Raw genomic sequence first — 12,198 nt, 5'->3', positions numbered from 1 at the left:
CTGCTCTCCTACGATCACACCGACACAAACATTGCCTCGAATTCCGCCCTCAATTTCGCCTCGTCGGCAGTATCCGGAGCCGCAAAGCCTGCTTCTACCGCTTTTGCGCGGGCAAGCGAAAGACCGGCGAGCGGCGGAACATTTGCCACGACATCTAGCATCTCGTCCATCTTGCCATTGCAATGCAGCACGATATCGCATCCGCCTGCAATGATATTCGCCGCCCTTTCGCCGATCGTGCCGGAAAGCGCGTTCATCGAGCTATCGTCGGAAAGCAGCAGACCGCCAAAGCCGATGTGCTGACGGATGACGCCGTCGATCACCTTGCGCGAGGTCGTCGCCGGATTGTCCGGGTCGATTGAGGTGAAGACGAGATGGCAGGTCATTGCCATCAGTTCGTCTTTCATCGCGGTGAAGGGCGGGAAATCATGGGCCTCCAGCTCATCGCGGGATACGGTAACGACAGGCAGCTCCAGATGTGAATCGGCAAAGCCGCGACCGTGGCCGGGCATATGCTTCATCACGGGCAGCAGGCCGCCGGCCTTCAGCCCCTCGCCAGCCGCCCGTCCCATTGCGATAACCGCCTGTGGATCGCCGCCATAGGCGCGGTCGCCGATGACGTTGCTGCTGCCTTCGACCGGCACGTCGAGAACCGGCAGGCAATCGACATTGATGCCAAGGTTCGACAGGTCGAAGGCATGCAGGCGCGACATCACCCAAGCGGCGCGCAGCCCGAGCTCCGGGTCGCGGCGATAGAGATCGCCCAGCGCCTGGCCTGAGGGATAACGCGGCAAAACCGGCGGACGAATGCGCTGGACGCGACCACCCTCCTGGTCGATCAGCACCGGTGCGTGCCAGCCGACGCTGTCGCGCAACTCGGCAACGAGATCGGTGATCTGCGCTGCTTCGGAGATATTGCGCCCGAAGAGAATGAAGCCCCAGGGCCGTTCGTCCCGGTAAAAGGCCTTTTCTTCGGATGTGAGGGCAAGGCCGCTGCAGCCAAGGATCATCGCTTTTGATTCGGTCATGGAGGAATCATAGACGGCGGCGGGCCAAATGCGAGCAAACGCGGGCGCGATGCACAAAAAAGAGCGGCGGGCCGATCCGGCTCGCCGCTCTCATAATTCAAATGGCTCAATGTTACTTGGAAATCAAGCAGCTTCCCCCGGCGGCGCGATACTTTTCGCAAAGCGCTGCGGCTTCATCTTTGGAGCCGACCGGGATGCGGACACGGTAGAAAGTGCCCTTACCGGCGATATCTGCCCTGCGGATTTCATGGGCGCGGCCACCAAGCACGCCGGCGAATTTCTTCGACAGGTTTGCATAAGATTTATTGGCCTCATCCTCCGACGGCAGCGATGCTATCTGGAGGCCGTAGCCGCCTGCAGATGCGGCTTGCTGCGGCTGGGCGGCGGCCGGCGTTGCGGCGGCGACCTGCGTCGGCTTTGGCTGCTGCACGGGCGTGCGGACGTTACCCTGGTCGGTAACCGTGCCGACGACGTTGACGGGCTGCTCGGCCGGGCGGGCGATCGGAACCGGGGCCGTATCGGCGATCGTTGCCGTCTTGACCGGCCGTACCGGCGCATCGACCGGTGCGGGATTTGCCGCCTGCTCATCGGCACTTGCGGCAGGCGACGGCTGCGCCGGCGCAGCTTGAACTGGTGCTGCAGAACGCGCATCGGCGGAAGCAATCTCGGCGCTTGCCGGGAAGCTTGCAGCCGTTCCGGCGACCGGCGGCGCGATCGGGGCCGACGGCGCAGACGGGGCGGACTGCGCCGTCACTGGCGTCTGGGCAGACGGCATCGGCTGCGCAGGCGGCGTCGGCTGGTCGACCGGCGCGGACTCCTCGCGGGCGACCAGCGTGCCGTCAGGCTTGACGATCATCGTGCGGACCTTGCGCGGCGAAACGGATGGCGCCTTGTCAGCGTCGCTTGCGGAATTGTCGTCCGCGTTGGCGTGGTTCGGCAGCAGACGCGGATCCTCCGTCTCGCCAACCGCCGTCGGCGTGACACGATCGTCAGCGCCGGCGTTCTCGTCATCCTCTGGCAATGCCTCCGGCGTCAAGGTTCGCTGGACGACATCGACCGGCGCCTCGTCCGAAGAGACGAGCGCCTTCTGCTTCGGCTCCTCGGCGGAACCCGCAACGCGGTCGTAGACGGCCTTATCCTGGTTCGGAACCGTCTTACCACCGGGATTTTCCGGAACGACCTTGACCGGCTCCTTGTCCGCGGTGATCACACGCGGCTCGCCGGATGCGACAATACCAAGCCCTACACCGTTCGAGACGGAAGAATAAACGCCATAACCGACCCCGGCGAAGACCACCAATACCACGGCCCCGGCCAGCAGCCGGCGCATCGACCGGGCGCGGCTGAAATCAGCAGCCTGGCTTGCCGACTCGATGTGGACCTCGGAGGTTTCCCGGCGCTCGACCGGCTCGCGCACGCTGCGGCGGAAATCCTCCTCCAGGGCTCGTTCGAAATCATCGAGACCGTCGGCTATCGTCGGCTTGACCGGCGTTGCCGCAGCAGCAGCCATATTACGGGCGGACGCCGCCGTTTCCCGCGGCTTGGCCGGCTCGAAGAAGCTCGCGATCTCCGCATCGAGATCGAAATCGAAATCCGCAGTTTTCGCGACCGGAGCGGGCTGCTCGACCGGCGGCAGCGCCGGCACATGCATGTCCTCCACCGTCTCGGGACGATCCTCCGGATCGGAGATCATCGCCGGATCGAAGGGCAGATCTTCGGTCGATTCAGCGGCGGACGCCTCTGCAGCGGGTGCCCAGTTGAAAGCCGGAGCTGGGGCCGGCTGCTCAGAAACCAGGGCCGGCGCCGGCTGCGCCGGGACAGCGGCCTGCGGGTACTCACGCGTTGCCTGCTGGGGCGCGGCGGGCGCCGGCTGCGCCTTTGGCTGCGGCGCAGGCTCGGCTGCTTCGGAAAAATCAAGATCGGCAAGTTCCAGCTCGATACCGGCGAGGTCCAGTTCGAAATCGTGGCCCGCGAAGGGATCATCGGCTTCCGGCGCTGGCTGCGGCGCCCGTGAATAGGCCTTTGCGACAGGCTGGGGCGGCATGACCGCCGCAGGCTGCGGCGCGACCGGCCTTGCGGCTTCGGCAGCATGGGCAGGCGCCATTTCGATCGGAGCAGACAGGACCGGTGCCGGAGCGATCTCCTCTGGCTGAACCGGTGCGGCAGTGATCGGGGCGACTTCGACGGGAGCGGGCTCCGGCGAAACCGGCGCCAGATTGGCGCGCTGCAATACCGGGCGGGGCACGGGATAGCGCGAGACGTCGGCCAGCAGGTCGTCGACATCGAAGGTGCCGGCGGTATGCGGAACCTCAGGTCCGACCTCGGTCAGCGCGGCATCGGCCTGGATCTCGCCCTCGACGGCGGCCGCGAGATCGAAACCGGCGTCGGAGCCGATCTCTTCCAGATCATCCTCGACTTCAATGAATTCCCGGGCTTCAGCAGTTTCTTGCGGTGCAATTGCCTCGTCGTGGCGATCGAGCTCGGCGGGAAAGCCGAACGACGGCGCTGCGGACTCAAACTCCTCGGGAGGTTCGACGGCCGCAACGGGCGCCGGCTGCTCGATAACGGGCTCCGGCTCGGCGGAGGCGAGATCGGCAACCGCTGCTTCAGCCGCCGGTTCAGCGACTGCTTCAGCTGCGGGCGCAGCGACTACTTCGGCGACCGGTTCGACCACTGCCACCGGCTCCTCACGTTTCGGGGCGTGGAAATTGGCGAGCGGCAGCCTGATGCTGGCGGCCGACCATTGCGGGGCTTTGGCGGGCTGCGACAGTGAAGAGACCGGCGCCGCACCGATCGACAGCTCAAGTTCCTCGATCAGGTCGCGGGCGCCGCCGAAAGCGGCTTGGGTCGGCACCTCGGAAGCAGGATCGATGGACAGCTGGTGGGAACCAGCCGCTCGGTCGGCGGCGGCTACGTCCCAGTTCCTTGCCGGAGGTTGGGCAGCTTCTTCCGCGGCGACGGGACCAGCGGAGACGGGCTCCGGAACATCCGCGTTTACGGGAGAAGCATCGAGAACGGGCTCGACATAGTCTTCGGAAGCGAAGCCGTCGAAGATCGGCTCGGCCGGCCGATCGAGCTCGGCCAGCGGACGCGGTGAATCGTAGCGATCGAACTCCCGCCCGAGCTCGTCTTCCAGATCGAAGGCGGGTTCGCGCCGGGCGGCGTCGCTTATGGTATTCGCTGCAACACGCGGCTCGAAACCGACGATCCGGGCAAGTTCGGCCAACGGATCGTCGTCGGCAAACAGATCTTCTTTTCCGCGCGTATCATACGCAAGTTGTTTCTCAGCCATGCCTATCCCACTCGCAAACGCCAACGCTCAAATGCCAGCGCATTGTGGGTAAATGGTGACGTTATCGCATTTCGTCAGGTGCGGCAGTGCCTGTAATGGCAAGTCCCGACTTCAAAACCGACGCGACGGCGTACACCAGCCCAAGTCTGGCAATACTTGATTCTCGGTTTTTATCATTAACAAATCGTAATTCCGGCTGATCTTTACCTTTGTTCCAGTGCGCGTGGAAGGAACTGGCGAGGTCATAGAGGTAAAAAGCGATGCGATGCGGCTCCTGCGCCTGGGCCGCCGCCTCGACCACACGCGGGAATTCGGCAAGCTTGGCGACGAGCTGTAATTCGGCCGGATCTTCAATGCCAGCAACGGCTTTCGCAAGATCCTCTGGCGAAACACCGAGGCCGGGAAAAGCCTCCCTCGCCTGCCGGAAGACCGACATGCAGCGGGCATGCGCATATTGAACGTAGAAGACGGGATTATCCTTCGACTGTTCCGTCACTTTGGCGAAATCGAAGTCGAGCGGTTCGGAATTCTTGCGATAGAGCATCATGAACCGGACCGAATCACGGCCGACTTCCTCGACGACATCCCGCAGCGTGACGAAATCGCCGGAGCGTTTCGACATCTTCACCGGCTCACCGTTGCGATAGAGTTTGACGAGCTGGCAGAGCAGCACGGTCAGCTTCGCCTTACCTTCCGAGACCGCGCGCGCAACCGCTTCCAGGCGTTTGACGTAGCCGCCATGGTCGGCGCCGAGCACATAGATCATCTCCTCGAAGCCGCGGTCGAACTTGTTCTTGAAGTAGGCGAGGTCGGCGGCAAAGTAGGTGTAGGAGCCGTCCGACTTGATCAGCGGCCGGTCCATGTCGTCACCCACTTCGGTCGACCGGAACAGCGTCTGCTCGCGGTCTTCCCAATCCTCGGCAACCTGACCCTTCGGCGGCGGCAGCGTGCCCTTGTAGACATACCCCTTGAAGGTCAGGTCGTTGATCGCCGTGCGGATCGCCGCTGCGCCATTGGCATGCAAGGCGCGCTCGGAGAAGAAGGTATCGTGATGGACGTTCAGCGCCGCCAGATCTTCGCGGATCATCGCCATCATCGCATCGATCGTGCGATCCTTGACGATCGGCATCCATTCCTCTTCCGGCATATTGTGCAGCCGGACACCGTAATCGGCGGCAAGCGACTGGCCGACGGGCACGAGATAGTCGCCCGGATAGAGACCCGACGGGATTTCGCCGATCCGTTCACCCAGCGCTTCGCGATAACGCAGGAAGACCGACCGGGCGAGCACGTCGATCTGCGAACCGGCGTCGTTGATGTAATATTCCTTCTCGACGCCGTAACCGGCAAAGGCGAGCAGGTTGGCGAGCGCATCGCCGACGACGGCGCCGCGGCAATGGCCGACATGCATCGGGCCGGTCGGATTGGCCGAGACATATTCGACGTTGACCTTGCGACCTTGGCCTAGGGTCGAGCGGCCGTAGTCGGTGCCGACGCCGATGACGGAAGCCAGCAGCCGCTGCCAATAGCCGACGGCGAGACGGATGTTGATGAAACCGGGACCGGCCACCGAAACATCGGCGACGTCGGCGTCCTCCTTAAGCTTCGCGATAAGGACATCCGCAAGGGCGCGAGGATTGGTGCCGAGCGGCTTTGCCAGCACCATCGCGGCATTGGTCGCAACGTCCCCATGACTCACATCGCGCGGCGGTTCGACCGTGATGCGGCCGAAATCGAGCTCAGATCGCTTTTCCCTGACCAGATCGATCTGTTCAAGGGCGGTTTTGATCCTGGCTTCGAAGTCGGTAAAAAGGTTCATCGCACTCTTCCATGCATAGGCTGTGCCAAAGGGGCAAATCGGCCTTCGGCGGGCGACCGCTGCCTATCGCAAATCCGGAGTGTGGTCAAACAATCGCCTGTGGGCACTGATCGCATAGGTGTCGGTCATGCCGGCGAGGTAATCGCCAACATGGCGAGCCTTGGGCGCGTCGGCGAGCCCGGCGATATGATCGACCCAGTAATGGCTCTGCATCTCCTTGGGACTGGCCATGTAGGCGGCAAAGAGGTCCGTGACGATCTGGGCAGCACCGGCGCGGATGCGCATAATATCGGGATTGCGGTAGATGCGCTTGAAGAGCATTGCCTTGATCTGCCTGTCGGTTTCGGCCATCCCTTCGGAAAAGGTGGCGATAACCCGGTCGGCGCCGCGAATGTCGGCTGCGCTCTCGGGACGAAGGAGTGAAAGGCGCTCCTGCGCAACGCCGATGACGTCCTCGACCATGCGGGTGATCTGGCGGCGCATGATCTCGTGGGTGAAACGGCTCGGTTCCAGATGCGGATAGCGCCCCCTCACCTCGGCCATCAATCCCGCAAGAAAGGGGATTTCCTCCAGCATGTCGAAACTCAGATAGCCGGAGCGCAGGCCGTCGTCGATATCGTGTGTGTTGTAGGCGATGTCGTCGGCAATCGCCGCGACCTGGGCTTCCAGGCTGGCATAGGTTGCGAGTTCGAGATCGTGCAGTTCGCAATAATCGAGGATCGGCTGCGGAACCGGACCGCGCGTGCCTGCCCCTTCCGGCGTCAGCAGCGGACCATTGTGCTTGACCAGGCCTTCGAGGCTTTCCCATGTCAGATTGATGCCGTCGAATTCGGCATATCGCCTCTCGAGCTTGGTCACGATGCGCAGCGATTGGGCATTGTGGTCGAAGCCGCCATAGGGCAGCAGCACCTCGTGCAGCGCGTCCTCGCCGGTATGGCCGAACGGAGTGTGGCCGAAATCGTGCACCAGCGCCACGCCCTCGGACAAATCCTCGTCAAGTTTCAGGGCGCGGGCAAGCGCGCGGGCAATCTGCGCCACCTCGATCGTATGCGTCAGCCGGGTGCGGTAGTGATCGCCGTCCTGGGCGATGAAGACCTGGGTCTTGTGCTTCAGCCGGCGGAAGGCGGTTGTATGAACAATGCGGTCGCGGTCGCGTTGGAAATCGGAGCGAGTCGGACTGCTGTCTTCCGGATAGAGGCGCCCACGCGTCGTCCACGGGTCGGCCGCATAGACCGCCCTCTCGCTGCCGCCGAAACCTAAAGCCCGCCTGTCAATCGTCATTCTTCACCGTCATTCTGCCTGTTGCCGCATCTGCCCATTGACGCCGCTTTGCCCTCTTCATACCTATAGCCCGACGAAACGGCAAAGCGGCATTCGCCGACCGCTTCGGCGCATCATGGCCTTTTTGCGAAGATCATGGTAAGTTCCTTTGATATCAGGCATTTGAACATTCGGGTGCCAAAACCCATTCTCTCCGGATCTTGACCCCGGCAGGAGGAAATATGACGGATACGAGTGTAACTCTTTCGGATGCCGCGGCAAAGCGTATCGCCGCGATCGTCGGTGCTGAGGCCGGCAAGAGCGCGCTGCGCGTTTCCGTCGAAGGCGGCGGCTGTTCGGGCTTTTCCTACAAGTTCGATCTTGCCGACAGCGCTGGGGATGATGACATCGTCGTCGAAAAGAACGACGCGAAGGTGCTGATCGACAGCCTGTCGCTCGTCTATATGGCAGGGTCCGAGATCGACTTCGTCGACAATCTGCTTGGCCAATCCTTCCAGATCAAGAACCCGAATGCGGTGGCAAGCTGCGGCTGCGGCACCAGCTTCTCGATCTGAATATCCGAACGGACAACGTTGTCCCCAACGACCGGCGGAAGAATTCCTTCCAGCCGGTTTATCGGCTTGTCCAGCGGCGAAAGACCACGATAAAAGGAGCGCACTGAAGCGCGTCGCGATCTTTCAGATTCGCTTGGCCCACGCTTTAGCTCTTTGGTTTTCCGCATGTCGTCAATCGCAAAACCGCCGCACGTTTTTGCGCGACATGCCCTAGCGAACGGGACAGAGCATGAAGATCGCGACCTGGAACATCAACGGCGTCAAGGCGCGCATCGACAATCTCACGCAATGGCTCAAGGATTCCGATCCCGATATCGTCTGCCTGCAGGAGATCAAGACGGTCGACGAAGGCTTTCCCCGGCTGGAGATCGAAGCGCTCGGCTATCATGTCGAGACGCATGGCCAGAAGGGATTCAACGGGGTCGCGATCCTCTCCAAGACTTCACCTTTTGAAGTCAACCGCGGCCTGCCCGGCGACCCGCTAGACGAACAGGCGCGTTTCCTGGAAGCGGTGTTCACGCTGCCCGACAGCCGCATTCTGCGCGTCTGCTGCATCTATCTCCCGAACGGCAATCCCGTTGACACCGAGAAATACCCCTACAAGCTCGCCTGGATGGAGCGTCTGAGGAGCTTTGCGGCCGAACGGCTGGCCTATGAAGAGATGCTGGTGCTTGCCGGCGATTACAACGTCATCCCCGAACCGCACGACTGCTTCGACCCCAGGGTCTGGGAAAGCGATGCGCTGTTTCTGCCGCAGACGCGGCAGGCCTTCCGCAGGCTCGAAAATCTCGGCTTGATTGATGCAGTGCGCGCGACGACGGACGCGACGCGTCTCTATTCCTTCTGGGATTATCAGGCGGGCGCATGGCCGAAGAACAACGGCATCCGCATCGACCACCTGCTACTGTCACCGGAAGCAGCCGACCGGATGACGTCGGCTGCTATCGAAAAACATGTGCGGGCCTGGGAAAAGCCGTCCGACCATGTACCGGTGATCGCCTATTTCGATTTCGCGGCCTGACATTCCGAGCCCATGGCAGCGCGTCAACTCAGGGCGCGATGGAGACGCGCGGGTTGAATGCCGCGGGCGCTGAACGGAAAGCGTCAATCAGAACCGCTCGCGATGGCGTGCGACAGCGAAACTGCCGTGCGACGGTCGGCCTCATTGGCAACCGAGAAGGCCTGCTCCTGCAGCGCTTCCATCCAGCTGCAATCCTTCGGCTTGCAGCGATCGAGAGCGGCGGTCATCAGCGCGAGACCGCGAGCCGTCTGGCCTTCGTCGAAAAGGATGTTTCCGAAAACGGCCATGGCACCGGGATGGCCACTCTTGCGGGCCTGGTTCAACCACTTTTTCGCCTGCTGCGGGCTGGAACTACCGCCCTCGCCGGCCAGCATCATCTGCGCCAGCTGGAACTGTGCTTCGGGAACGCCAAAGGTGGAGGCCACCTGGAAATAAAGCTGGCGCGCCTGAGTGAGATCGATCTTGACAGGGCTGCCGGCAATACCGTGCTTGTAGTAATTGGCGAGCGAGAGAAGAGCGTTGACGAAGAAGCCTGTGTCTTCCGAGCCGGGTTCGACACCCTGCTGGGCGATCTCACTATAGATCTTGAAGGCTTCGAAATCGTCCTGGGTGACGCCGTCACCATCGGCATACATGTTGGCGAGCGCCCAGCGCGAACCGGTATGACCCTTTTCGGCGGCGTATTTGTAGGCTTCTACCGCCTCCTCCTTCTGTCCGTTTTTATAGGCCTTGAAGCCGAACTTGAACAGATCGAAAGGACCGGACTCCTTGCTGACGTCGCTCTTGATGTCGAAAGCATGAACCGGACCGGACAACGATATTGCCACCCACATGCTCACCAGCATGAACTTGAACAGTTTGAACTCGGACGTTACCATTTCAACCGATTTCTTTCGTTCATCGCGCGCAGCCGGCGCTAACGCCGGACATACCGCGGATGTATTCTTTCGATGCGAGCGATCCCGCGGCGGGCTCCATGGCCCCTTTGCCCGCGTCGCATCCAGCCCATAGGCCTTTTCTCAAAGGCCGAATTTTCAGCACATCATTCACGACCACCCGGCTCCCGGCATGGCCCGACTGCAATCTTCCTGGCGCTCTTTCGGCGGGCGCGGCATCCGCCTTCCCGCCTTTATCGCATTCGTAAATAGCAAATGTGACCAAACCGGTATCGACATCTGCCGTTAAGCCCGCCTGCCTGTGCGAACGGGCAGACAACGACGATGATGGATGGATCGACGGCGTGATCTTGAGGTCGAACTTGTGGCCGGAACAGCCTTGGCCGGAAAGAAAAACGGCCGCAATCATGCGGCTGTCGCCACTTGCGCCGTACGATCTGCTGTTACCGGAAAAAAATCGACTCATGCTACTGATTACACGCACCGTAAGTCTGCCATCACCTCGCCCGCAAATACCGCTGCGCTCTCTTTGTGGCGGGAAATGGACAAATTCACCCCATCGCCACCATACGCCATTCGTCGTAAAAAACTGTTGCTGAATCGTCACAAAACGAGACCAGAAAATAACATGATTAATGGGCGCACATAAAGAAGAGCCCGGCAGTGCCGGGCTCCTCAATTCTTCAGAACGTGGAATTAGAACTTGATCTTTATGCTTGTCGACAGTGCAGCGACCAGATCATCGTCAAAGGAATAGGAGACATCATCTCCATATGTGACGCCATTCCGGGTCACAGCACCAGACGAACCGCTCGTCAACACGCCCACGGCCCCTGCAAAGCGCCATTCGATATGCTCTGTGGGCGTATAGGCCGCGCCGAGACCGAGCGTCCAGCTGTCTGTCTGCGCGCCATAGCCTTGGCTTGTGCCGCGGTCCCATGTCAGGCTGACTGCACCGGCCCATTGTTCATTGAACTTGTGGCCAACACCGCCGGAGATCGTCCAACCATCACGATAAAGAAGGTCGAGTGAGGTTAGACCACCCGCGGGGCAAGGCAAACCGTTGGTCGGGCAGAATGCTACCGACTGCAGCACGCTCCAATTCGTCCATTTAACCGATCCGAATGCAAGCCAATCCGGAGCGATTCCGCTTTGCAGCTTCAACTCCAGCGAATCCGGCGCTTCGGCGGAGCCGGAAACAGGTGTGACTAAGCCCCCGAATAACGGCACCACCGGAACCTGACGGAGATCGACGGTCCCGGACAGGTCATCGTACTTGACGCGACTGTTATAGACCAGGCTCGCACGCATCGCATATTCCGGGATCTCATAAGCGATGCCGGCGCGCCAGCCCCAACCACTGTCGTCAATATCCAGACGACCGACGCCGGTTCCAGTCCCGAGCAGAAGCGGAAGCGTTGAAACCAGACGTTCCTTGAAGCCTTCGACTTCCTGATAAAAAGCACCGCCAATGAAGCGAAGCTGCCCAGGGCCGACATCAAAACGATAGGAGCAGGTGCCGCCATAGTTGCGGGTTTTGATCTTTGTCTCAATGTTATCATTGGCGCCGGCCCAGTTCAGGCCGGGGTCGGTGTGCGCGCCGAAGGGCTCCGAATAGTCAACGAGGCAGTCGACTGCATCGCCAAAACCAGCCTTAAAACCAATATAGGGGATGGTGTAATTTGAGGTGTCGTCAGCCGTGTCTGGACGGCTGTTCAGATTGCCGCCCCCTGTAAGTATCGACGTATTCGTGTCTCGGACATCCTTCAGCTTACGCTGCGGCGTGACGTAAGTCACGCCCGACTGAAATGAGAAAGGCGACGTATCGAACAGCTGATCGATGTTATAGCCGCCGCGCTCCAGGCCACCGGCGAAGGATGGCGAGGCAAGCGACGAAAGAAAAACGAGCGACGTTACGCCCTTGGAAAACATACGCGATGCCATTGTGTCTCCCCCACTCCAGCAGTTGATGTACGCCACTTTAGTAAGCGTTCGCTCGACATGGCAACGCGCCCCACGGCGTCGCTCCCAGGCATTGCAGCGGCTAACTTACGTAAAGAAATTGACGGACACGTCAAAAAATCCGGTTAATAGAATATTATTCTAGAGTTATCAATTTTGAGTTTGGCGTTTGGGTTTTCATTCCAAACATTGCAAATGCTGTATCAATCCAACAACAGTGACAGTTTTCACCAAATGGATAACCGCAGAGCCAAGATCCACGGGCTCAGCCCCTGAAATCAGCAGCGTTCAAGACCGAATCAGAAGCGCCCCAAAAACGAAAAGACGCGCCCGATGGGGCGCGTC

Annotated in this window: 9 protein-coding genes; 2 read left to right on the top strand and 7 right to left on the bottom strand. The window is 60.9% G+C overall.

Features of this window, described 5'->3' with window-relative positions; translation table 11 throughout:
- Positions 1-14: 14 nt before the first annotated feature.
- The 4 genes from nagZ to ACQ7C1_RS27180 all read right to left on the bottom strand — a co-directional run bounded on the left by nagZ (position 15) and on the right by ACQ7C1_RS27180 (position 7,420).
- Positions 15-1,028, bottom strand: a complete 1,014-nt coding sequence (gene nagZ, locus ACQ7C1_RS27195; RefSeq protein WP_430960522.1) for a beta-N-acetylhexosaminidase — start codon at positions 1,026-1,028, stop codon at positions 15-17.
- Positions 1,029-1,140: 112 nt separating this feature from the next.
- Positions 1,141-4,320 (bottom strand): SPOR domain-containing protein, encoded by a 3,180-nt coding sequence (locus ACQ7C1_RS27190; RefSeq protein ID WP_430960521.1) that lies wholly within the window; start codon positions 4,318-4,320, stop codon positions 1,141-1,143.
- A 61-nt stretch (positions 4,321-4,381) separates the two neighbouring features.
- Positions 4,382-6,139 (bottom strand): arginine--tRNA ligase, encoded by a 1,758-nt coding sequence (gene argS / locus ACQ7C1_RS27185; protein WP_430960520.1) that lies wholly within the window; start codon positions 6,137-6,139, stop codon positions 4,382-4,384.
- Positions 6,140-6,202: 63 nt separating this feature from the next.
- The gene (locus ACQ7C1_RS27180; protein ID WP_430960519.1) at positions 6,203-7,420 is read right to left on the bottom strand and encodes a deoxyguanosinetriphosphate triphosphohydrolase; all 1,218 of its coding nucleotides are present in this window, start codon (positions 7,418-7,420) and stop codon (positions 6,203-6,205) included.
- A gap of 221 nt (positions 7,421-7,641) precedes the next feature.
- Here ACQ7C1_RS27180 and erpA point away from each other — a divergent pair, with 221 nt between their 5' ends.
- Together erpA and xth are read left to right on the top strand one after the other, a co-directional pair.
- On the top strand, positions 7,642-7,974 hold the full coding sequence (erpA, locus tag ACQ7C1_RS27175; RefSeq protein ID WP_430960518.1) for an iron-sulfur cluster insertion protein ErpA: 333 nt from the start codon (positions 7,642-7,644) through the stop codon (positions 7,972-7,974).
- 229 nt (positions 7,975-8,203) lie between these two features.
- On the top strand, positions 8,204-8,995 hold the full coding sequence (gene xth, locus ACQ7C1_RS27170; RefSeq protein WP_183700907.1) for an exodeoxyribonuclease III: 792 nt from the start codon (positions 8,204-8,206) through the stop codon (positions 8,993-8,995).
- Positions 8,996-9,078: 83 nt separating this feature from the next.
- On the opposite strand, the gene exoR is transcribed toward xth, so the two are convergent.
- From exoR to ACQ7C1_RS27155, 3 genes are all read right to left on the bottom strand, one after another.
- Complete coding sequence (gene exoR, locus ACQ7C1_RS27165) at positions 9,079-9,873, bottom strand: exopolysaccharide production regulator ExoR (protein WP_085777015.1); 795 nt, start codon at positions 9,871-9,873, stop codon at positions 9,079-9,081.
- A 19-nt stretch (positions 9,874-9,892) separates the two neighbouring features.
- Positions 9,893-10,300, bottom strand: a complete 408-nt coding sequence (locus ACQ7C1_RS27160) for a hypothetical protein (RefSeq protein WP_430960517.1) — start codon at positions 10,298-10,300, stop codon at positions 9,893-9,895.
- 287 nt (positions 10,301-10,587) lie between these two features.
- Positions 10,588-11,835, bottom strand: a complete 1,248-nt coding sequence (locus ACQ7C1_RS27155; protein ID WP_430960516.1) for an OmpP1/FadL family transporter — start codon at positions 11,833-11,835, stop codon at positions 10,588-10,590.
- Positions 11,836-12,198: the final 363 nt, after the last annotated feature.

Source organism: Rhizobium sp. Nf11,1, assembly GCF_050587665.1.
GTDB lineage: Bacteria > Pseudomonadota > Alphaproteobacteria > Rhizobiales > Rhizobiaceae > Rhizobium.
This window is presented reverse-complemented; position numbering and strand designations above follow the sequence as displayed.

Bases quoted from the DNA above. Each gene is read 5' to 3' on its own strand.
- nagZ (WP_430960522.1), bottom strand. From the start codon at position 1,028: ATGACCGAATCAAAAGCGATGATCCTTGGCTGCAGCGGCCTTGCCCTC.
- ACQ7C1_RS27190 (WP_430960521.1), bottom strand. From the start codon at position 4,320: ATGGCTGAGAAACAACTTGCGTATGATACGCGCGGAAAAGAAGATCTG.
- argS (WP_430960520.1), bottom strand. From the start codon at position 6,139: ATGAACCTTTTTACCGACTTCGAAGCCAGGATCAAAACCGCCCTTGAA.
- ACQ7C1_RS27180 (WP_430960519.1), bottom strand. From the start codon at position 7,420: ATGACGATTGACAGGCGGGCTTTAGGTTTCGGCGGCAGCGAGAGGGCG.
- erpA (WP_430960518.1), top strand. From the start codon at position 7,642: ATGACGGATACGAGTGTAACTCTTTCGGATGCCGCGGCAAAGCGTATC.
- xth (WP_183700907.1), top strand. From the start codon at position 8,204: ATGAAGATCGCGACCTGGAACATCAACGGCGTCAAGGCGCGCATCGAC.
- exoR (WP_085777015.1), bottom strand. From the start codon at position 9,873: ATGGTAACGTCCGAGTTCAAACTGTTCAAGTTCATGCTGGTGAGCATG.
- ACQ7C1_RS27160 (WP_430960517.1), bottom strand. From the start codon at position 10,300: ATGATTGCGGCCGTTTTTCTTTCCGGCCAAGGCTGTTCCGGCCACAAG.
- ACQ7C1_RS27155 (WP_430960516.1), bottom strand. From the start codon at position 11,835: ATGGCATCGCGTATGTTTTCCAAGGGCGTAACGTCGCTCGTTTTTCTT.